The sequence below is a fragment of the Streptomyces sp. NPDC005492 genome, assembly GCF_040605995.1.
GTDB lineage: Bacteria > Actinomycetota > Actinomycetes > Streptomycetales > Streptomycetaceae > Streptomyces.
Window position 1 is genome coordinate 82726 of the sequence record NZ_JBEXDX010000027.1, and the last position, 20899, is coordinate 103624.

At 69.3% G+C, this 20899-nt stretch carries 22 protein-coding genes; 14 read left to right on the plus strand and 8 right to left on the minus strand.

Annotated elements, in window-relative coordinates:
• Positions 1 to 115 precede the first annotated feature (115 nt).
• The 7 genes from ABZT04_RS30195 to pstB all read left to right on the plus strand — a co-directional run bounded on the left by ABZT04_RS30195 (position 116) and on the right by pstB (position 8388).
• Positions 116 to 2485 carry an RNA degradosome polyphosphate kinase gene (locus tag ABZT04_RS30195; RefSeq protein ID WP_356060139.1) on the plus strand — a complete coding sequence of 790 codons (2370 nt, stop codon included), beginning with the start codon at positions 116 to 118 and terminating at the stop codon, positions 2483 to 2485.
• On the plus strand, positions 2466 to 3554 hold the full coding sequence (locus ABZT04_RS30200) for a CHAD domain-containing protein (RefSeq protein WP_356060140.1): 1089 nt from the start codon (positions 2466 to 2468) through the stop codon (positions 3552 to 3554). Before ABZT04_RS30195 ends, ABZT04_RS30200 begins: the two co-directional genes overlap by 20 nt.
• Before the next feature lie 53 nt (positions 3555 to 3607).
• On the plus strand, positions 3608 to 4021 hold the full coding sequence (locus ABZT04_RS30205; protein ID WP_356060141.1) for an NUDIX hydrolase: 414 nt from the start codon (positions 3608 to 3610) through the stop codon (positions 4019 to 4021).
• Between the two features lie 231 nt (positions 4022 to 4252).
• Entirely contained in the window at positions 4253 to 5383 is a 1131-nt protein-coding gene (gene pstS / locus ABZT04_RS30210) for a phosphate ABC transporter substrate-binding protein PstS (RefSeq protein WP_356060142.1), read from the plus strand.
• Positions 5384 to 5491: 108 nt separating this feature from the next.
• Entirely contained in the window at positions 5492 to 6502 is a 1011-nt protein-coding gene (gene pstC, locus ABZT04_RS30215) for a phosphate ABC transporter permease subunit PstC (RefSeq protein ID WP_356060143.1), read from the plus strand.
• Positions 6499 to 7560 carry a phosphate ABC transporter permease PstA gene (gene pstA / locus ABZT04_RS30220; RefSeq protein ID WP_356060144.1) on the plus strand — a complete coding sequence of 354 codons (1062 nt, stop codon included), beginning with the start codon at positions 6499 to 6501 and terminating at the stop codon, positions 7558 to 7560. The genes pstC and pstA overlap by 4 nt, the downstream gene beginning before the upstream one ends.
• A gap of 51 nt (positions 7561 to 7611) precedes the next feature.
• Positions 7612 to 8388 carry a phosphate ABC transporter ATP-binding protein PstB gene (pstB, locus tag ABZT04_RS30225; RefSeq protein WP_356060145.1) on the plus strand — a complete coding sequence of 259 codons (777 nt, stop codon included), beginning with the start codon at positions 7612 to 7614 and terminating at the stop codon, positions 8386 to 8388.
• Between the two features lie 152 nt (positions 8389 to 8540).
• Here pstB and ABZT04_RS30230 read toward each other — a convergent pair whose 3' ends face one another.
• Complete coding sequence (locus ABZT04_RS30230; protein ID WP_356060146.1) at positions 8541 to 9539, minus strand: inorganic phosphate transporter; 999 nt, start codon at positions 9537 to 9539, stop codon at positions 8541 to 8543.
• Between the two features lie 7 nt (positions 9540 to 9546).
• Positions 9547 to 10167 carry a DUF47 family protein gene (locus ABZT04_RS30235; RefSeq protein ID WP_043672967.1) on the minus strand — a complete coding sequence of 207 codons (621 nt, stop codon included), beginning with the start codon at positions 10165 to 10167 and terminating at the stop codon, positions 9547 to 9549.
• Between the two features lie 219 nt (positions 10168 to 10386).
• Here ABZT04_RS30235 and ABZT04_RS30240 point away from each other — a divergent pair, with 219 nt between their 5' ends.
• Entirely contained in the window at positions 10387 to 10728 is a 342-nt protein-coding gene (locus tag ABZT04_RS30240; protein ID WP_356060172.1) for a metal-sensitive transcriptional regulator, read from the plus strand.
• Here the strand turns inward: ABZT04_RS30240 and ABZT04_RS30245 are convergent.
• Positions 10725 to 10907: a hypothetical protein gene (locus tag ABZT04_RS30245; RefSeq protein ID WP_356060147.1), complete on the minus strand. Its 183-nt coding sequence runs from the start codon at positions 10905 to 10907 to the stop codon at positions 10725 to 10727. The genes ABZT04_RS30240 and ABZT04_RS30245 overlap by 4 nt on opposite strands.
• 107 nt (positions 10908 to 11014) lie before the next feature.
• Positions 11015 to 11860, minus strand: coding sequence for a hypothetical protein (locus ABZT04_RS30250; RefSeq protein WP_356060148.1), 846 nt, complete (start codon positions 11858 to 11860; stop codon positions 11015 to 11017).
• A 157-nt stretch (positions 11861 to 12017) separates the two neighbouring features.
• Here ABZT04_RS30250 and ABZT04_RS30255 point away from each other — a divergent pair, with 157 nt between their 5' ends.
• Both ABZT04_RS30255 and ABZT04_RS30260 read left to right on the plus strand, forming a co-directional pair.
• Positions 12018 to 12197, plus strand: coding sequence for a hypothetical protein (locus tag ABZT04_RS30255; protein WP_356060149.1), 180 nt, complete (start codon positions 12018 to 12020; stop codon positions 12195 to 12197).
• 66 nt (positions 12198 to 12263) lie between these two features.
• Complete coding sequence (locus ABZT04_RS30260) at positions 12264 to 13847, plus strand: FAD-binding oxidoreductase (RefSeq protein WP_356060150.1); 1584 nt, start codon at positions 12264 to 12266, stop codon at positions 13845 to 13847.
• Between the two features lie 28 nt (positions 13848 to 13875).
• Here ABZT04_RS30260 and ABZT04_RS30265 read toward each other — a convergent pair whose 3' ends face one another.
• The 3 genes from ABZT04_RS30265 to ABZT04_RS30275 form a co-directional block, all read right to left on the minus strand.
• Positions 13876 to 14583 carry a phosphatase PAP2 family protein gene (locus ABZT04_RS30265; RefSeq protein WP_356060151.1) on the minus strand — a complete coding sequence of 236 codons (708 nt, stop codon included), beginning with the start codon at positions 14581 to 14583 and terminating at the stop codon, positions 13876 to 13878.
• 166 nt (positions 14584 to 14749) lie between these two features.
• The gene (locus tag ABZT04_RS30270; protein ID WP_356060152.1) at positions 14750 to 15751 is read right to left on the minus strand and encodes a bifunctional lytic transglycosylase/C40 family peptidase; all 1002 of its coding nucleotides are present in this window, start codon (positions 15749 to 15751) and stop codon (positions 14750 to 14752) included.
• 133 nt (positions 15752 to 15884) lie between these two features.
• The gene (locus tag ABZT04_RS30275; protein ID WP_356060153.1) at positions 15885 to 16673 is read right to left on the minus strand and encodes a trypsin-like peptidase domain-containing protein; all 789 of its coding nucleotides are present in this window, start codon (positions 16671 to 16673) and stop codon (positions 15885 to 15887) included.
• Between the two features lie 175 nt (positions 16674 to 16848).
• On the opposite strand from ABZT04_RS30275, the gene ABZT04_RS30280 reads away from it, so the two are divergent.
• Positions 16849 to 17127, plus strand: a complete 279-nt coding sequence (locus ABZT04_RS30280) for a DUF397 domain-containing protein (RefSeq protein WP_356060154.1) — start codon at positions 16849 to 16851, stop codon at positions 17125 to 17127.
• Positions 17120 to 17503: a VOC family protein gene (locus tag ABZT04_RS30285; protein ID WP_356060155.1), complete on the plus strand. Its 384-nt coding sequence runs from the start codon at positions 17120 to 17122 to the stop codon at positions 17501 to 17503. Before ABZT04_RS30280 ends, ABZT04_RS30285 begins: the two co-directional genes overlap by 8 nt.
• Positions 17504 to 17508: 5 nt before the next feature.
• On the opposite strand, the gene ABZT04_RS30290 is transcribed toward ABZT04_RS30285, so the two are convergent.
• Positions 17509 to 18423: an oxidoreductase gene (locus ABZT04_RS30290; protein WP_356060156.1), complete on the minus strand. Its 915-nt coding sequence runs from the start codon at positions 18421 to 18423 to the stop codon at positions 17509 to 17511.
• A gap of 74 nt (positions 18424 to 18497) precedes the next feature.
• Here ABZT04_RS30290 and ABZT04_RS30295 point away from each other — a divergent pair, with 74 nt between their 5' ends.
• Together ABZT04_RS30295 and ABZT04_RS30300 are read left to right on the plus strand one after the other, a co-directional pair.
• On the plus strand, positions 18498 to 19088 hold the full coding sequence (locus ABZT04_RS30295) for a TetR/AcrR family transcriptional regulator (protein WP_356060157.1): 591 nt from the start codon (positions 18498 to 18500) through the stop codon (positions 19086 to 19088).
• Positions 19089 to 19360: 272 nt separating this feature from the next.
• Positions 19361 to 20734, plus strand: a complete 1374-nt coding sequence (locus ABZT04_RS30300; RefSeq protein ID WP_356060158.1) for a S53 family peptidase — start codon at positions 19361 to 19363, stop codon at positions 20732 to 20734.
• Positions 20735 to 20899 lie beyond the last annotated feature (165 nt).

Here is a 20899-nt window from a genome sequence, read left to right on the forward strand (position 1 = left end):
GTTACGTTCGTTTACGTTGCTTCTGGCGCCGTAGACCCCCGGGAGCCGCTCCCCGATATCCCGCACGCCATGTCGCCGTAACCATCGGTTCAGACGGGCTTGCGACGCTCGGCGAATGAAGCCCGCCGCGCCCGAGCCTTCGCCGCCGCCCGAGGGGAACGGGGGGAACGGAGCCTCCTCTCTCGCGCTCACGCTCCCTCCCGCGCTCTCCGACGCGCCCGTATTGCCCGTGGCGCGGAAGAATGGGTCCATGAGCAGCCAGCCCAACGCCCAGGCACAGATCCAGCACGCGCAGCCCTCCGTGGGTTCCATAGCCGCGCACCGCCCGCACACCGTGTCGGCGGCGGTCTCCGACCTTGAACCCGACATCGACGCCGACCTCGACGAGTACGAGGAGTCGCCGTACGACGGGCCCCAGCTCCCGCAGGGCCGCTTCCTGGACCGGGAGCGGAGCTGGCTCGCGTTCAACGAACGGGTCCTGGAGCTGGCCGAGGACCCGAACACTCCCCTGCTGGAGCGGGCGAACTTCCTCGCGATCTTCGCCAGCAACCTGGACGAGTTCTTCATGGTTCGAGTGGCCGGCCTCAAGCGCCGTATCGCCACCGGTGTCGCCACCCGCTCCGCCTCCGGCCTGCAGCCGCGCGAGGTGCTGGAGATGATCTGGGCCCGCTCGCGCGAGCTGATGGCCCGGCACGCCGCCTGCTACCACGAGGACGTCGCCCCCGCGCTCGCGGAGGAGGGCATCCACCTGGTCCGCTGGAACGAGCTGACGGAGAAGGAGCAGGCGCGCCTCTTCACCCTGTTCCGGCACCAGATCTTCCCGGTGCTGACCCCGCTGGCCGTCGACCCCGCGCACCCCTTCCCGTACATCTCGGGACTCTCGCTGAACCTCGCGGTCGTCGTCCGGAACCCGGTCACCGGCCACCGCCACTTCGCGCGCGTCAAGGTGCCGCCGCTGCTCTCCCGCTTCCTGGAGGCCTCCCCGGGCCGGTACGTCCCGCTGGAGGACGTCATCGCCGCCCATCTGGAGGAGCTCTTCCCCGGCATGGAGGTCCTGGAGCACCACGCGTTCCGGCTGACCAGGAACGAGGACCTGGAGGTCGAGGAGGACGACGCCGAGAACCTGCTCCAGGCCCTGGAGAAGGAGCTCATGCGGCGCCGCTTCGGGCCGCCGGTGCGCCTGGAGGTCGAGGAGTCCATCGACCGCGAGGTGCTCGACCTGCTGGTGCGCGAGCTGAAGATCAGCGAGGCCGAGGTCTACCCGCTGCCGGGTCCGCTGGACCTCACCGGCCTGTTCCGGATCGGCGGCCTGGACCGGCCCGAGCTGAAGTACCCCAAGTTCATCGCGGGCACCCACCGCGACCTGGCCGAGGTCGAGTCGGCGTCCGCGCCCGACATCTTCGCCGCCCTGCGCGCCCGTGACGTACTGCTGCACCACCCCTACGACTCCTTCTCCACCTCCGTGCAGCGGTTCCTGGAGCAGGCGGCCAACGACGACGACGTCCTCGCCATCAAGCAGACCCTGTACCGCACCTCGGGCGACTCCCCGATCGTGGACGCGCTGATAGACGCCGCCGAGTCCGGCAAGCAGGTCCTCGTCCTGGTCGAGATCAAGGCCCGCTTCGACGAGCACGCCAACATCAAGTGGGCGCGCAAGCTGGAGGAGGCGGGCTGCCATGTCGTCTACGGCCTGGTCGGCCTGAAGACCCACTGCAAGCTGTCGCTCGTCGTCCGCCAGGAAGGCGACCTGCTGCGCCGCTACAGCCATGTCGGCACCGGCAACTACCACCCCAAGACGGCCCGCCTCTACGAGGACCTCGGGCTGCTGACGGCGGACCCGCAGGTCGGCGCCGACCTCTCGGACCTCTTCAACCGGCTGTCGGGCTACTCGCGCCGCGAGACCTACCGCCGGCTGCTGGTCGCCCCCAAGTCCCTGCGCGACGGCCTGATCGCCCGGATCAACAAGGAGGTCCAGCACCACCGTGCCGGGCGCCCCTCGTTCATCCGCATCAAGGTCAACTCGATGGTGGACGAGGCGATCATCGACGCCCTCTACCGCGCGTCCCAGGCGGGCGTCCCGGTCGACGTGTGGGTACGCGGCATCTGCGCGGTGCGGCCCGGCGTCCCCGGACTCTCCGACAACATCCGCGTACGGTCCGTCCTCGGCCGCTTCCTCGAACACTCCCGGGTCTTCGCCTTCGGCAACGGAGGCGAGCCCGAGGTGTGGATCGGCAGCGCCGACATGATGCACCGCAACCTCGACCGTCGGATCGAGGCCCTGGTCAGGGTCACCGACCCGGCCCACCGCGCCGCGCTCAACCGGATGCTGGAAACCGGTATGTCGGACACCACCTCCTCCTGGCACCTGGGCCCGGACGGCGAGTGGACCCGGCACGCGACCGACGCGGAAGGCCAACCCCTGCGCAACGTCCAGGAGATGCTCATAGACGCCCGGAGGCGCCGGCGTGGCACAGCAACACCTTGACCCGACGGATCCCACGGCCGGGGCGGTGACAGGTGACGCCCTCGCGGGCTACCTGCGCGCCCAGGCCACGGAGTTCCTCCGTGCGCTACGGCTGCACCGGGAGACCGGCGGCCAGAACGGCACGGAGGAGTCCGTCGACGCGGCACGCGCCCTGCGCCACTCCGCCCGCCGGATCAGCGGCAGCCTGCACACCTTCCGGCCGCTCCTGGACGCCGACTGGTCCGAGGAGATGCGCCCCGAACTGGCATGGCTGTCGGGCACGTTGGCCCTGGAGCACGCGTGCGCGGCCCGGCTGGAGCGGCTGCTCCTCGCCCTGCACCGGCTCTCGGGCTCGTCCGCGTTCCCCGTGCAGTCGGTGGCCTCCGCGGTCGGCGGCCGGGTCACCGGAGCGGGCCGCGCCACCGGCAACGGACCGGTTCCGGCGCCGACACCGACCGCCGAGCGCGGCAACCTCACCGTGGGCGCGGCGAAGGCGGGCGCCCTGCTGGAGCGCCAGCTCACCCTGGCCAGGACCCGGGCGCACTCGACCGCCCTCCAGGCCCTCGGCTCCTCCCGCTTCCACGCGGTCGCCGACAAGGTCGCCGTGCTGGCCAGCGAGGTCCCGCTGACCCCGGCCGCGGCCACGGCCGACCTGCGCCCGCTGGCCGCCGCCGCCGGGGAGCGCCTCACGGACGCGGTCACCGCGCTGCCGCTGGTCACCGCCGGGCATCCGTACAACGCGGAGGCCCTGATCCACGGCCTCTCCCCGGACCCGGCCCCGCACCCCCAGGACGGCCCCTGGCACCAGGTCCGGCTGCTGCTGCGGCTGCACCGCTACGCCGGCGAGGTGCTGCGCCCGGACGGCGCGCCGACGGACGTACGACTTCTGGCGGCCGGCCAGGCCCTCAATCTGCACCGGGACGCCTCGGAGGCCGCCGCGGCGGCCGCGGCGGCGGCCCGGACCCCACGCATCGCCCCGGCGACCGCGTACGCCCTCGGAGTGCTCCACGCCGACCAGCGCCACGAGGTGGAGGCGGCCCGGTTCGCCTTCCAGCAGTCGTGGCAGAAGCAGGCGGTGGGCACGCTCTGACGCCCTGACCCGACCCGCGCGGAGGAGACGGTGAACGACCGATGACTGCTCCCATGAACGACATCACTGTCCAGGCGGCCGGCTGCGTACTGTGGCGCCGCTCTCCGATGGACGGAGGGCTGGAGATCTGCCTGGTCCACCGTCCGAAATACGACGACTGGTCCCACCCGAAGGGCAAGCTCAAGCGCGGCGAGGATCCGCTCGCCGGCGCCCGCCGCGAGGTCGCGGAGGAGACCGGCTATACGGCCACCCCCGGTGCCGTACTGCCCACCGTGCGTTACCTCGCGAACGGGCGGCCGAAGCAGGTCCGCTACTGGGCGGCCGAGGCCGACGAGGGCGCTTTCACGCCGAACACCGAGGTCGACCGGATCCTGTGGCTCCCGCCCGCGGCCGCCCGAAACCGCCTCACCCAGCCGAGGGACCGCACCCTCGTGGACGCGCTGCTGGCCTCGCTGCGCCTGGCATAGTCCGGAATCAGCTTGTGTCCTCGACGTGAGCGTTCCGTGACCTAACCGCACCGCCCACAGGGGTTCACCCTCCGTTCACTTATGCCCATAGGCGCCTTCACCTGTTCTGCCTAATTTCGGCCTTACGCGATGCGGACCGCCGACCCGGGGGTCGTACCCGCATCACCCAGTCTTCGTCTTCGCACGCCGCCGGAAATTCAGGACGGCGGCTCCTGGAAGGAACTCCCTCAAGTGAAGCTTCAGCGCATGAATCGGCGGGCCATCGCCCTCGGTGCTCTCGCCGCGTCCGGCGCCCTGGTCCTCACGGCGTGCGGCTCGGACGACAACAGCTCGGGTACGACGAGCAGCAGCTCCTCGTCGGCCAACGCCAGCGCGGTCAAGTGCGGCGACGCCAAGAAGGGGCAGCAGCTCCTCGCCGACGGCTCGTCCGCGCAGAAGAACGCGATCGCCGCGTGGGTCAAGAACTTCACCCAGTCGTGTGGCGTCCAGATCAACTACAAGGCCGGCGGTTCCGGCGCCGGTGTGACCTCCTTCAACCAGGGTCAGCTGGCGTTCGCCGGTTCCGACTCGGCACTGAAGCCCGAAGAGGTCACCGCCTCCAAGCAGGTCTGCTCCGGCGGCCAGGGCATCGACCTCCCGATGGTCGGCGGCCCGATCGCCCTCGGCTACAACGTCCCGGGTGTCTCCAACCTGGTCCTGGACGCCCCGACGATCGCCAAGATCTTCAACGGCAAGATCACCAACTGGAACGACGCGGCGATCAAGAAGCTGAACCCGTCCGCCACGCTGCCCGACCTCAAGATCCAGGCGTTCCACCGCTCGGACGAGTCCGGCACCACGGACAACTTCACCAAGTACCTGCTCGGCACCACCGCCGCCAACTGGCCGTACTCGGGCGGCAAGGCCTGGCAGGCCAAGGGCGGCCAGTCCGCGCCGCAGTCCGCGGGTGTCGCCCAGCAGGTCAAGGCGACCTCCGGCGCCATCGGCTACTTCGAGCTGTCGTACGTCACCGACGGCATGAAGGCGGTCAGCATCGACACCGGCGCCTCCGCGCCGGTCGCCCCGAGCACCGACACAGCCACCAAGGCCATCGCCGACGCCAAGGTCGTCGGCACCGGCTCCGACCTGTCGCTGAAGCTGAACTACACCACCAAGGCCGACGGCGCCTACCCGATGGTCCTCGTCACGTACGAGATCGTCTGCGACAAGGGCAACAAGGCCGACACCCTGGCCGCCACCAAGGCGTTCCTGACCTACATCGCCAGCGAGGACGGCCAGAAGGTCCTCTCCGAGAACTCCTACGCGCCGATCCCCGACGCGATCATCACCAAGGTTCGCAGCACCATCGCGAGCATCAGCTAGTCCGAGTGTGCGGCCGGGTCCCGCTCAAGGGGCCCGGCCGCACCGTCCGGTGCACCGCCGCCACGGACCGCACACAGCACGTGCGGACCCGCAGACCGGAGAATCCTCATGGATATATCGACAAAGAACCCCGCAGAAGCACCGCCCCCCACTCCCCAGCCCACCGCCGCCGAGCAGAAGCGCGCGGCCCGCGGCGCCACCCGACCCGGTGACCGGATCTTCCTCGGTCTCTCCCGTGGGTCGGGCATCCTGCTGTTGGTGATCATGGCCGCCATCGCGGTCTTCCTCACCTATCGCGCCTCGCTCGCGATCAGCAAGGACCACGCGAACTTCCTCACCACCTTCGAGTGGAACACCAGCCTGGTGCCGCCGAAGTTCGGCATCGCCGTCCTGGCGTTCGGCACGGTGGTGTCCTCGATCATCGCCATGGTCATCGCGGTCCCGATCGCGGTCGCCATCGCCCTGTTCACCACGCACTACGCCCCGCGCAAGCTCCGCGGCCCGGTCTCCTACGTGATCGACCTGCTGGCCGCCGTACCGTCCATCGTGTACGGCCTGTGGGGCGCTCTGATCCTGGTACCGCACATGGTCGGCCTCTTCGGCTGGCTCAACGACTACTTCGGCTGGACCGGGATCTTCTCCTGGGACAAGGGAGCCCCCCGCTCGATGCTCACCGTCGGCATCCTGCTCGCGATCATGATCCTGCCGATCATCACCAACGTGAGCCGCGAGGTCTTCCGCCAGGTCCCGCAGATGCAGGAGGAAGCGGCGCTCGCCCTCGGCGCCACCCGCTGGGAGGTCATCCGCATGTCGGTGATCCCCTTCGGCCGCTCCGGTGTGATCTCCGCCTCGATGCTCGGCCTCGGCCGCGCGCTCGGCGAGACGATGGCCGTCGCCACCGTGCTCTCCCCCGACTTCCTGATCCACGGCAGCCTGCTCAACCCGGGCGGCGGCACCTTCGCCCAGAACATCGCCAGCAAGTTCAGCGAGGCGACGGCGGACGGCCGGGACGCGCTCATCGCCTCCGGTCTCGTCCTGTTCGTCATCACCCTGCTGGTCAACGGCGCGGCCCGGCTCATCATCGCCCGCCGCGCGGAGTACTCGGGGGCCAACGCATGAGCCACGCAGCCGTAGCCGACAAGCCCGCGAGCACCCTTCAGGGCGCGACGCTCCCCAAGTGGTCGCCGTACGCGATCGCCGGCGGCTCCATCGTGCTGGCCGTCCTCATCGGACTGGTCGGCGGCCTCGACAGCAAGATCCAGTGGGGTCTGATCGCGGCGGTCCTCTTCGTCGTCGGCACGTACGTCATCGCGTCGCGCGTCGAGGGCCCCCGTCAGGCCAAGGACCGGATCGCGACCAGCCTCGTCTGGGTCGCGTTCCTGCTCGCCGTCGTCCCGCTGGTCTCGCTCCTGTGGACGACGATCGTGCGCGGCGTGAAAGTCCTCGACATCTTCTTCCTGACCCACTCGATGGGCGTGGTCGGCGACACCGAGCCCGGCGGCGGTATCTACCACGCCATCATCGGCAGCCTGGAGCAGGTCGGCCTCGCCACCCTGATCGGCGCCCCGATCGGCGTGCTGACCGCGATCTACCTGGTCGAGTACGGCCGGGGCAAGCTCTCGAAGTGGATCACCTTCTTCGTCGACGTCATGACGGGCATCCCGTCGATTGTCGCGGGCCTGTTCATCCTCAGCCTTATGCTGATGTGGAACATGGAGCCGTTCGGTTTCGCCGGCTCCTGCGCCCTGGCCATCCTGATGATGCCAGTCGTGGTCCGCTCCACCGAGGAGATGCTCAAGCTCGTCCCGAACGAGCTGCGCGAGGCCTCCCTCGCGCTTGGCATCCCGAAATGGCGCACGATCCTGAAGGTGGTCCTCCCGACCGCGATCGGCGGCATCACCACCGGCATCATGCTGGCGGTCGCCCGAATCGCCGGTGAGACCGCGCCCGTGCTGCTGCTGGTGTTCGGCAACTCGTTCATCAACAACAACCCCTTCGAGGGTGCGCAGCAGTCGCTGCCGCTGTACATCTACCAGCAGTTCTCGAACAGCTCGGGTTCCGGTGCGGCCTACGACCGTGCCTGGGCCGCCTCGCTCACGCTGATCGCCTTCGTGATGATCCTCAACATGGTGGCTCGCGGCATCGCCCGCTGGAAGGCCCCCAAGACCGGTCGCTGACGCGGCCCACTCAGCGACCGATCTGACCCCCCTGGAAGTGAAGTAACCATCATGTCGAAGCGAATCGACGTAAGCGGGCTGACCGCCTTCTACGGCTCCCACAAGGCAATCGAAGACATCTCGATGACGGTCGAGCCGCGCTCGGTGACGGCCTTCATCGGCCCGTCCGGCTGCGGCAAGTCGACGTTCCTGCGCACGCTCAACCGTATGCACGAGGTGACGTCGGGCGGCCGGGTCGAGGGCAAGGTGCTCCTGGACGACGAGGACCTCTACGGCCACGGCATCGACCCGGTGTCGGTGCGCCGCGAGATCGGCATGGTCTTCCAGCGCCCGAACCCGTTCCCCACGATGTCGATCTTCGACAACGTGGCGGCGGGACTGCGCCTGAACGGCAGCTACAAGAAGAGCGAGCTGTCGGACGTCGTCGAGAAGTCCCTCAAGGGCGCGAACCTCTGGAACGAGGTCAAGGACCGCCTGAACAAGCCCGGTTCGGGCCTGTCGGGCGGCCAGCAGCAGCGCCTGTGCATCGCGAGGGCGATCGCGGTGGAGCCGAAGGTCCTGCTGATGGACGAACCGTGCTCCGCTCTCGACCCCATCTCGACGCTCGCGATCGAGGACCTGATCGGCGAACTGAAGGAACGCTTCACGATCGTCATCGTGACGCACAACATGCAGCAGGCGGCCCGCGTCTCGGACCGCACGGCCTTCTTCAACCTCGCCGCCGTAGGCCAGCCCGGCAAGCTCATCGAGATCGACGACACGGAGCGCATCTTCTCCAACCCGTCGGTCCAGGCCACAGAGGACTACATCTCGGGCCGCTTCGGCTAGACCGGCCTCCAAAGAACCCCTCGCGGTGCTGCATGGCGGTGCCACCGCGAGGACGAAAAGGGCCCGCCCCTGGCTCCCGGGGGCGGGCCTGTTCGTTCGGTCACCCAACGAGCCACCGAGACGGGTGGGCGGCTGGGTAGGCAAGACGGTGGCTACAGGAACGCCAAGTTCACGACCCAGAACGAACACGCCGCGACCACCGCGGCCGCCGGCATCGTGATGAACCAGCCCATCACGATGTTCTTCGCGACCCCCCACCGCACAGCGTTCACCCGCTTCGTCGCCCCGACGCCCATGATCGCCGAGGTGATGACATGCGTCGTGGAGACCGGTGCCTTGAAGAGGTAGGCCGTGGTGAACATGATCGCCGCGCCCGTCGTCTCCGCCGCGAACCCCTGCGGAGGATCCAGCTCGATGATCTTCCGTCCCAGCGTCCGCATGATCCGCCACCCACCCGCGTACGTCCCCAGCGACAGCATCAGCGCGCAGACGATCTTCACCCACACCGGAATCGGATCGCCGTAGGTCGAATGCCCGGAGATCACCAGGGCCATCACCACGACACCCATGGTCTTCTGCGCGTCCTGGAGACCGTGACCGAGGGCCATGCCGGCCGCGGAGACGGTCTGCGCGATACGGAACCCGCGCTTCGCCTTGTGCGGGTTGGCCCGCCGGAAGATCCACATGATCGCCGTCATCACCAGATAACCGCCGACCAGACCGACGACCGGCGACACGAACATCGGCACGATGACCTTGTCGACGACCCCGTTCCAGAGGACATCGGTGCCACCGGCGAGCGCCGCCCCCACCAGTCCGCCGAAGAGCGCGTGCGAGGACGACGACGGCAGCCCGAAGTACCAGGTGACCAGGTTCCAGACGATCGCACCGACCAGTGCGGCGAAGAGGATCCCCATCCCCTTCGACCCCTCGGGCGTCTCGATCAGCCCCTCACTCACCGTCTTGGCGACCCCGGAACCGAGAAAGGCGCCCGCGAGATTCATCACCGCGGCCATCGCCAGCGCCGCCCGCGGCGTCAGCGCCCGCGTCGACACGGACGTGGCGATCGCGTTCGCGGAGTCGTGGAAACCGTTCGTGTACGTGAAGAAGAGCGCGACCAGAATGGTCACGACCAGAGCGAAGGTGTCCATGAAGAGGTCAGGACTCCTTGACGGCGATGGTCTCCACCGTGTTCGCCACGTGCTCGAACGCGTCCGCCGCTTCCTCCAGCACATCCACGATCTGCTTGAGCTTGAGCACCTCGATGGCCTCGTACTTGCCGTTGAAGAGCATGGCCAGCAGTTTGCGGTGGATCTGGTCGGCCTGGTTCTCCAGCCGGTTGACCTCGATCCAGTACTCGGTGAGGTTCTCCATCGTGCGCAGGTTCGGCATGGCCTCCGCGGTCAGCTCCGCCGCCCGCGCCAGCACCTCGATCTGCTGCTCGACGCCCTTGGGCAGTTCCTCCACGTTGTAGAGGACGACCAGGTCGACGGCCTCCTCCATGAAGTCCATGATGTCGTCGAGGCAGGAAGCGAGGTTGTAGATGTCCTCGCGGTCGAAGGGCGTGATGAAGGAGGAGTTCAACTGGTGGAAGATCGCGTGCGTGGCATCGTCACCGGCGTGTTCCGCGGCCCGCATACGCTCTGCGATCTCGGCCCGGCCGGCGGTGTCCGCCCCGAGCAGTTCCATGAGGAGTTTCGAGCCCGTGACGATGTTGTCCGCGGATGCGGCGAACATGTCGTAGAAGCTCGTCTCCCTGGGGGTCAGACGAAAGCGCACAAGGGGTCCTAGGTTGCATCGGTTTCGGTCAGGCTGATGCTAAGTGCATCATCCGGCCACGGCTAATGGGCCGCCCACCAGTGTCGCCCATCGGGCAGAGTGATCAGCACGGGGGCGGTAGGGGGGCGGTACGAGGCGTCGGCCAAGGGCCCTATACCCAGCAAAGTTCGTTACCATATACCCACTAGGGGTATACGTCTGGAGGACGCGATGGACGCGATGACGACCACCGAGGCCGGCGCGGCGGCAGCGCCCTCCGAAGCGGCGAGCGAACCGGTGACGCACGGTTACCACAAGCAGAAGGACGAGCACCTCAAGCGCCTGCGCCGGATCGAGGGCCAGATCCGCGGCCTGCAGCGCATGGTCGACGAGGACGTCTACTGCATCGACATACTCACCCAGGTGTCCGCCTCCACGAAGGCCCTGCAGTCGTTCGCGCTGCAGCTCCTGGAGGAGCACCTGCGGCACTGCGTCGCCGACGCGGCGGTCAAGGGCGGCGAGGAGATCGACGCCAAGGTCGACGAGGCGACAAAGGCGATCGCCCGCCTCCTGCGTACCTAAGCTCCGGACCCGCCGGAGGCATCCCGCTCCTCCGCCACCCTCAGCACCGCGTCGATGCTCTCCAGGCTCAGCCGCTCCTCGGCGGCCGATGCCGCGATGATCAGGTCTCCGCACAGCTCGATCTCGGCGAGGGCCACGTGGTCCTGAACTGCCGTACCGCCGACCGGAGCCACGTGCATCACCTCTTCTCTGCCGTCACCGACTTCCTAGAGTAGGGAGCGGCCTACACAACGCGCATGGCACGGACGGGCTAGTCCTCACCCCGCCGCACACCGATCGATTCAGGTCACTTGTCGGCGATCTGCCCGGCGTAGATGTCCTTCGACGCCGGAAGGCGTACGTCCACGGCGGCCCCGAAGTCGTACAGCAAGGTCGTCGAGGCGACCGCCACGGCGCTGCGGTGCTGCCCGTTGACGAAGCTGAAGCGCTGGCGGACCTTGCGGACGCGCCCCTGGTCGTCGAGGTAGACGTCGAAGGGCACCCGGGGGGTGGCGAACCCTTTCGCCGCCGACCGCAGAGCCGCCTCGTTCCCCGCCGAAGCGCTCCGCGCGGCGACGGAGAGATCGGCGACCCCCCGATAGTGACGCACGGATGCCCCGGCCACCTCCGTCTTTCCCAGATACGTCGCCGTGGTCGCCCCCCGCAGCACCTCGGCGGCGGCGTACGGGTCGGTGGCCCCGCCGGTCACGAGGTTCCCGTCGGACAGCGTCCCCGTCTCGACCCGTACCCATTTGTCGGCGGGCACCCCGGCCCCCCGGTTCTTCATGAACAGGGCGCCCGGCGCGAGGAGCTCGGTGATCGGCCGGTGCTCGCTGGCACCGGCGGGATCCTGCGGGAGCTGCACCCTGAGCCGGCCGAGCTGCCGGCCGAAGTCGTAGACGCCCTCACCGCGGATGGTCACACGGGTTCCGCCGGTGGCCATCTCCATGGACGTACGGGCCTGCGAACTCCCCGCCGCCACCAGACCATCGGCCGCCCGCCGCACCACCGCGACCGTGCCCGCGGCGCCTCGCGCGTCGGCGACGGCGGCACCGTCACCGCCACCGCATCCACCGGCGCCCGCACAGACCCCGATCATGAGTCCCGCCGCGACGACCGCCCCACCGGTACGCCCCCGCTGCTGCCGCTCCATAGCTGCCGTACCCCCGGTACGTCGTCACGGGCCCTGTCGTTCCGCTTAACGACGGGTAGGTGGCCCCGTCACGCGGCATCGCGGCCGTACAACCGCTCTACGGCCGTCGCGCGACCGCCATACGAGTCCTTTACCCGGGCTCGGTAACGTGGTCCGGGTGGCGCAGCAGGACGGCCTAGAGGCTCCTCCCGGACATCAGGAACATCACACGACGACGGTCGAGCAGGGTCCCTTCTGCTTCGCCCGCTGTGTCTGCGGCTGGCGTGGTCCGGCGAGACGGGCGAGAAGTCAGGCCAGGACGGACGGGTCGGGGCACGCCGCTGTTCCGAACCCGTGACATGGCCACCGCGAACTTCTGCGGTCCGGAGCGCATCTCATTCCACGAAACCCCACAGGAGGCGAAATGGAACGGCGTTCGTTCATAGGCGGCGGCGCGGCCGCGATTGCCGCGGTCGCGACGGCCGCGTGCAGCGGCAAGACCCTCGGCGGCGGTGACACGACCGCCTCGGCGGCCGACGCCTCCGCTTCCGCTTCCGCCTCGACGAGTACGACGGGACTGCGCACCACCAGCGCCGCCGCGGCCGCCAACTGGACCGCCCTCGCCCGCGAGCTGGACGGCACCCTGGTCCGCCCCGGCGACGCCTCCTGGAAGACGGCCCACCAGCTCTACAACACCCGCTTCGACAACCTGAAGCCGGCCGCGGTGGCGTATGTCGCGAATCCCGACGACATCCGCTCCGTCCTCTCCTACGCCCGCGCCCACAGCATCCGCGTCTCGATCCGCAACGGCGGCCATTCCTACGCCGGTTGGTCCTCCGGCGACGGCCGCCTCATCCTCGACGTGTCGAAGCTGAACAAGATCCGGGCGAGCGGCTCGACCGCGGTCGTCGGCGCCGGCGCCAAGCTCATCGACGTGTACCGGGGTCTCGCCGCGAAGGGCGTGACGATCCCCGCCGGCTCCTGCCCGACGGTCGGCGTCTCCGGCCTCACCCTCGGCGGCGGCCACGGCGTGGTCTCCCGGGCGTACGGCCTGACCTGCGACAGCCTCACCCAGGCCACGCTGATCACCGCGGACGGCAAGCAGGTGGTCGCCAACGCGAGCCAGAACAAGGAGCTGTTCTGGGCGCTGCGCGGCGCGGGCAACGGCAACTTCGGCGTCGTCACGGAACTCCAGTTCAAGACGCACGCCGCGCCGCAGGCCGTGTCGGCGTACCTGAAGTGGCCGTCGTCGAAGGCGGCGGCCGTGGTGAAGGCCTGGCAGGAGTGGGGCCCGGACCAGCCGGACGAGATCTGGTCGTCCTGCCACCTCACGAACACCCCCGGCGGCACACTCGGCGTCTCCGTCGCCGCGTTCTCGCTCGGCACCTACAACGAACTCCAGAACGCGGTCGACCGCCTGGCTCACCTGATCGGCGCCGACGCGACGACGGTCTCCCTGAAGCGGCACAGCTACGAGGAGTCGATGGAGGCCTACGCGGGCTGCTCGTCCTTCTCCACGGACGCCCAGTGCCATCTGCCGGGCTCGACCCCGGGCCGCTCCCCGCAGGGCGCGCTGGGGCGGGAGACCTACACGGCCCGCTCCGACTTCTTCGACCGCTCCATTTCGGCCACGGGCATCCAGACGATGCTCTCCCAGATGCGGTCGGTCCGCGGCACCTCGGGCGACATCGCGCTGACGGCCCTGGGCGGCGCGGTCAACCGCGTCTCCCCCACGGCGACGGCCTTCGTCCACCGCCGCTCCCGCATGCTGGCCCAGTACATAGTGTCCTGGCCGTCCGGCACGAGCGGCACGGCGGCCCAGTCCTGGCTGACGGCGGCCCACAACGCGATGAAGCCGTACGCCTCCGGCGCGGCCTACCAGAACTACACGGACCCGACCCTCACGAACTGGCGCAAGGCGTACTACGGCGACGCGGCGAACCGCCTGGCGACGGTGAAGAAGCAGTACGACCCGAGCCGGTTCTTCACTTACCCGCAGGGCTTGTAGGGCGCGCGGAGCTCGCGGGACCTGGTGCTCAGGCCGCCAGGTCCCGTTCCTCCGTGCCCGACGTCTCCGTCCGGGCCCCCGGAATCACCGCGTCCCGCCCGAGCCGCCGTACACCGGCGGACCGGACCACCCAGGCCCCCCACCCGGACGCCTCGACGGCCTTCAGCACCGGGGTGAGCAGAGCCATGGCGACCGGCGAGAGGAGCAGCGCGACGGCCGTGCCGAGCGCGAAACCGCCGATCACGTCGGTCGGGTAGTGCACGCCCATGTAGACCCGGCAGAACCCTTCGAACAGCGCGAGCGCGATCCCGACCAGACCGAACCGCCGGTTGGCGACGAACAGGGCGACGCCCATCGCCATGGTGATCGTGGCGTGGTCGCTCACGAAGGAGAAGTCGGTCTTCCCGGAGACGAGGACGTCGAGCCCGGTGTGGTCACGGAAGGGCCGGGGCCGCTCCACGAACCCGCGTATGGGTACGTTCACGAGGACGGCGAGCGACGCGGCCAGCGGCGCCCAGACGAGCCCCGCGACGGAGGCGGCGGAGTCCTCGGCGCCCCGGCGCCGCACGGACCACCAGCACCAGACCACCAGCAGCACCATCGCGATCAGCAGTCCGTACTCACCGACGAACGCCATGACCCGGTCGAACCAGTGCGGTGCGTCCTTGGCGAGTCCATTGATGTCGTAGAGCAGATCGACGTCGGGGTTCGACCCGGATTCGGCGAGTACAGCCATGGTGCTGCGGCTCCTTCGTCGTAGTTCCGGGCGCACCTCGTGTGCGCATTACTGAACAGGAACGCATGGCCTCGGTTAATACGTTCCACACTCCACCGAATGATCACTCAGACGTTATCGAAGAGAGACTCATCGCCGCAGCTCAGGGGGTGGGTTCACGCTCGGTTCACACCGTCGTGGGGAGTGCTTTCGCGCCATCTTCGGTGACCCGGGTGGCGCCGAAGTAATCGGGGGTGTCAATGGGGTCGAACCGGATCACAGCACCCGTCCGGGGTGCGTCGATCATGTACCCGCCGCCGACATAAATCCCTACATGCCGGATGGCCCGGGAATTGGTCAGGTCGTCCGAGAAGAACACCAGATCTCCCGGCAGCAATTCGGCCCGCTGCGGATGCGGCCCCGCGTTGTACTGATCGTTCGCAACGCGCGGCAGCGTGATCCCGGCGCTTTCGTAGGCGGCCTTGGTCAGCCCCGAGCAGTCGAAGCGGCCGCCCTGGTCGGCGGTGCCGTTACCGCCCCACAGGTAAGGCGTGCCGAGCTTCTGCTGGGCGTAGTTGATGGCGGTGGCGGCCTGCGCGGAGGGATCGACCCGGGTGACGGGCGCGGCGAAGCTCTGCGCGAGCGTCGTGATCGTCTTCACGTAGTTCTTGGTCTCCGAGTACGGCGGCACGCCCCCGTACTTGATGACCGCATAGGCCCCCGCGTTGTACGAGGCGAGCATGTTCTGGGTCTGGTCGCCCGGCACGTCCTTCACATACGAGGCCAGCTCGCAGTCGTAGGTCGCGGCCGACGGGATCGCGTCATTCGGATCCCATACGTTGCGTACGCCGTCGCCGTTGCCGTCGATGCCGTGCGTGGCCCAGGTCCCCGGGATGAACTGCGCTATCCCCTCGGCCTTCGCCGGGCTCGTCGCGTTCGGGTTGAACCCGCTCTCCTGGTAGAGCTGGGCGGCGAGCAGCGCGGGGTTGAGGGAGGAGCAGAGGTTGCCCCACTTCTGGACGAGCGGCGCGTAGGCGGTCGGCACCGCTCCCTTGGCGAGCGCGATGCTCCCGCCGCCGGCTCCGTTGACGAGGTTCCCGGCGACGAGGTACACCCCGACGACGAGCAGCATCACAAAGCTGAGCCCCAGCCCAACCGCGACCCCACCGGCCACCCATACTTTTCGCACGGCTCAACCCTCCCCCATGTCGGCCCTGTTCAAGGCCATTTCGGGGGAGGGTGGCGGCATTTCGCCGTGCTTCCGCCACATCTGACGCGTATTCAGCGAGTGGGCCCCGCCTCGCACCGATCCTTATAGGGCCCTATTCCGGGTCGGTCGTCGCGTCCCTGTACAACTCGGCCGCCTCTTTCCCGAAGACGACACTGTACGAAATGTCAGGCGTCGCCCCGCCCTGCTCGTGCCCGCCGATGGCACCGACGATCTGCTGGTCGCCGTTCACCCAGGGGCTGCCGCTGGTGCCGCCGGGGAAGCCCGGGCAGTCGATGCGCTGCTGGGTGGTGCTGTGCACGGTGGGTTTGTTGGTGCAACTGATGGGCTGGTCGGTGGTGGAGGGATACCCGGTGATGGTCACCGCCGTGGCCCCGGTCGCCATCCCGGTCACGAACCGGTCGGCCCCGACCACGTCCTCGATATTCCTGCCGTCCTCCTCGGCGACCGTGGCGAACCCGATGTCGCTGTCCTCGGCCTGCCCCTTGGACCACCCGTCGGGCAGGAACCGCCGCTCGATCTTCCACACTCCGTACGGCGCCGTGCCGTCCCGGTATCCCGGCACGAACACGTCACCGGGGTCCCCGTCCAGGCAGTGGGCCGCGCTGACGATGAGGTCGTGCCCGGCGCTGTGCACCACGGACGCGGTGCAGTGGTGCCCGCCGACGAGTCTGGTGGCATGGGCCGCCCCGAACAGTGCCCCCACGCGCGCGCTCTGTTTGCTCGCCTCGGTCACGGTGGTCACCCCGAAGGGCCCGGGACCGTCGTCGGCGGTCGCCACGGACGCCGAGGTCAGCGCCAGCGTCACCACGGTGACGAACAGCGTGTACCGGCGGTTGCCCGCGAGGCGAGCGGAACGGGAGGTGCGTGAGCTGCGCTTCATCGGCCCCCACTTTGTCCCACGAAGGTGAGAAAGGACGTCGACGTCGGCTGAGATTTCGCTGTGAACGGCTCATGCGGTTTCGTTCGGCGGTCAGTCCACCGTACTGTCCCCCCGCCTCTCCTGCCCCCTGAGCCATACTCGAAGCCACCCCGGCCCCAGAAAGAGGAAAATCCCCGTGTCCGACCTCCCCCCCGACCTCACCTGGGAACGCGCCGCGCCACCGGACGCGACCGGCCCCGGCCCCTGGATCGAGATCGCCTTCGGCGCGGGGGACGACGACGAGACCCCGGTCTACCTCCGCGAAACCAGCGACCCGACCAACATCGTCACCACCAACCGCCGCAAGTGGAACGCCTTCGTACTCGGCGTACAGGCAGGGGAGTTCGACCACTTCGTCGAAGGCGTGGAGAACGTGGGGGAGACGGATGACTCGGAACACCCGCCGCATGCATAGAAGTCGCGTCTTCGCCCTGCTGATCGACACCCCCGGGCCGGAGGCCGCGGCCGCGGCGGCCTTCTGGTCGGCGGCACTCGGCGCCCCCGCCGAACCGGACCCCGCCGAGGAGCAGTTCACCAGACTGCACGAGGCGATCCCCGGGCTGGTCACGGCGGTTCAGTCGATCGACGACACCGACCCGCGCTTCCACATCGACATCGAGACCGACGACGTGGAGGCGGAGACCGCCCGTCTGCTCGCCCTCGGCGCCACCCAGATCGCCCGCTGGCTGGAGTGCCGGGTACTGCGCGCCCCCGGCGGCCACCTCCTCTGCGTCCTCCCCGTCCACAGCGACCCCGCCGTCTTCAACGCCCGGGCCCGCACCTGGAGTTGACGGCGTCAGGCCACCACCCCCACCGAGAAGCGCACCCCGGTCAGCTCCTCCGAAGTCGTCCACAGCCGGCGCGCCGCCGCCACATCGCTCGCCGCCGCACTCCGCCCCACCAGCGTCGGCGCCCCGCGCATCTCGCCCAGCCCGCCCGGGCCGACGTAGCTCGCGCCGGGCAGGTCCTCGACCGCGGCGAACAGTGTGGGCAGGGCGCCGGCCTTGTCGTCCTGGGCCACCACCTTGTTGCCGAGGGCCATGAGCGCGCGTCCGACCGGGTTCGCCGTGTGGCTCTGGAGGTTGGTCGCCGCCCAGCCCGGGTGGGCCGCGAGGGCGCGGACGGGTGAGCCCGCCTCGGCCAGCCTTCGCTGGAGTTCGAGGGTGAAGAGCAGGTTGGCCAGCTTGGACTGGGAGTAGGCGCGCTGCGGGCTGTAGTCGCCCTCCAGGTTCAGGTTGTCGAAGTGGATGACGCCGTCACCCATCCGGTGCGCGCCGGAGGCGACCGTGACCACCCGGTCGGTGATGTGCGGCAGCAGCAGGTTCGTGAGGGCGAAGTGGCCCAGGTGGTTCGTGCCGAGCTGCATCTCGAAGCCGTCCCGCGTCCGCAGCTCGGGGAGCATCATCACGCCCGCGTTGTTGATGAGCAGGTCCAGCGGACCGTCCCAGCCCGCGGCGAACTCCCGCACGGACGCCAGGTCCGCGAGGTCCAGCCGCCGCACCTCGGTGCTGCCGCTCGCCTTCGCCGCCGCGGCCCGCCCCCGCTCCGGGTCCCGTACCGCGAACACCACGTGCGCACCCGCCCGGGCCAGCTCTGCGGCGGCCGCGAAGCCGATACCGCTGTTGGCGCCCGTGACGACCGCCGTACGGCCGGAGAGGTCGGGGATCCGTGTCGCGTTCCACACGCTCTTGTCAGTCGTTTTCTTCGCCATGACATCCAATGTAGGCAACGCCAACAATGATGTCAATGACAACATCGGCGACGGCCCTCGATAGGATGTTCACCATGGCCGTACGCCCCTATCACCACGGAGACCTGCGCTCCGCCCTGCTCGCGAGCGCGGAGCGCACCCTGCTGGAGAAGGGCGTCGCGGCCCTGTCCCTGCGCGAACTCGCCCGTGACGTGGGCGTCAGCCACGCCGCCCCCGGCCGGCACTTCAAGGACAAGCAGGCCCTCGTCGACGCCCTGGCCCTGTCCGGCTTCGAGCGCATGGCGCAGACGCTGGACGAGGCCGACGCCCCGGCCCTGCCCCTGGAGGAGCGCCTCACCGCGCTGGCCACGGCATACGTGCACTTCGCGGTGACCAACGCCGAGCTGGTCGAGGTCATGTACTCCCGCAAGCACGACCCGGACATCTCCGAGCAGTTGAGGACGGCCGTCGACAGCACGACGGCCCTCTTCGTGCGGGTCATCGCCGAGGCCCAGGAGCACGGCGAGATCGTCCCCGGCGACCCCTGGACCATCGGCCTGGTGGCCGGTGTGGCCCTCCACGGCATGGCGTCCCTCGCGGCCCAGGGCACCTTCACGCCCGAGGCCGCCGTCACCGGCGTCCCGACCCTCGTCCACCACCTGCTGAACGGCCTCAAGCCCCGCTGACAGAGCACCCCTTGGCGCTTGTCAACGCGCGTCACGCTGTGGATTTTCGGTGGAGAGAGTCAAGCCGGGACCATCGCCGTGCCATCCCGGCGCCATTGATCAGCAATCCCACAACCCCCTTGAGTAACGCGGAAGTCAGAATTCCGGAACCCTCCTTGTTGTCACGTACTCAACAAGAGATGGTCGACGCGGGCCGCCGCCCCCACCGGGAACCTCACCGGTGGACCCCCCACCCCGCAGGCCTCTGCCCACCTCTCTCTGGAGGCTGTACGTTGCGTACGTCACCCCCCAACTCCCCCCACATACGCGGCAACTGGCGCAGAATCGGTTCCGCCGCCGCCGCGACCGCCGCGCTCCTGATCGCCGGACTCGGCACCGCGGCCCACGCGAGCGCGGCCGCCGACACCACCGCGAGCAGCAAGAAGGTCAGCGCCAGGACCGTCGCCGCGCAGGTCGCCAAGGCCCATGTGCAGTACGCGAAGCTCGGCTGCGGCGCGACCCCGAAGAAGGCCTACGCCGCGTGTAACGCGTTCCGCGTGACCAGCGGCACCACCGCCTTCATGGAGAAGCAGGCCGCGCTGAAGGGCATCGCCCCGAAGACGATCTCGCCGAAGGCCGCCACCGACGACCCCACCGGCTACGGCCCCTCGGACATCCAGTCCGCCTACGGCCTGGCCAGCGCCGCCGCCTCGAACGGCTCGGGCGAGACCGTCGCCATCGTCGACGCCTACGACGACCCGAACGCGGAGTCCGACCTCGCGACCTACCGCGACTACTACGGCCTCTCCGCCTGCACCACGGCCAACGGCTGCTTCAAGAAGGTCAGCCAGACCGGCTCGACGACCTCCCTGCCGACCGCCGACAGCGGCTGGGCCGGCGAGGAGTCCCTCGACGTCGACATGGTCAGCGCGGCCTGCCCGAACTGCAACATCCTCCTGGTCGAGGCCAAGTCGGCGAGCGACGCCAACCTGGGCACCGCGGTGAACGAGGCCGTCAAGCTCGGCGCCAAGTTCGTCTCGAACTCCTACGGCGGCTCGGAGTCATCCTCGGACACGTCGTACGACACCTCGTACTACAAGCACCCGGGCGTCGCCATCACCGCCAGCGCGGGCGACGAGGCCTACGGCGCCGAGTACCCGGCCGGTTCGCAGTACGTCACCTCGGTCGGCGGCACCAAGCTCTCCACGTCCTCCACCTCCCGCGGCTGGACCGAGAGCGTCTGGAAGACCAGCAGCACCGAGGGCACCGGCTCCGGCTGCTCGGCGTACGACGCCAAGCCCTCCTGGCAGACCGACACCGGCTGCACCAAGCGCATGATCTCCGACGTCTCCGCGGTCGCCGACCCGGCCACGGGCGTCTCGGTCTACGACACCTACGGCTCCGACGGCACCGGCTGGGGCACCTACGGCGGCACCAGCGCCTCGTCCCCGATCATCGCCTCGGTCTACGCCCTCGCCGGCACCCCGGGCAGCAGCGACTACCCGGCCTCCTACCCGTACGCCGCGGCTGGCACCTCCGCGCTGAACGACGTGACGAGCGGCAACAACGGCTCCTGCTCGACGAGTTACTTCTGCACCGCCACCTCGGGCTACGACGGCCCGACCGGCTGGGGCACCCCGGAGGGCGTGTCCGCCTTCACCGGCTGACACACCCCGCGAGACCTCCCCGTCGGGTCACGGGGAGCCGCCGACCAGAGGGGGACGTGGGGTCCCCTCGGCGGAGCAAGTGGCAACGGGCCGCGGCAACCAGCCGCGGCCCGTTCGCCGTGCTCTGAGGCCCCAACTCCCATGAAAAACCTGTGGGTTTGGTAA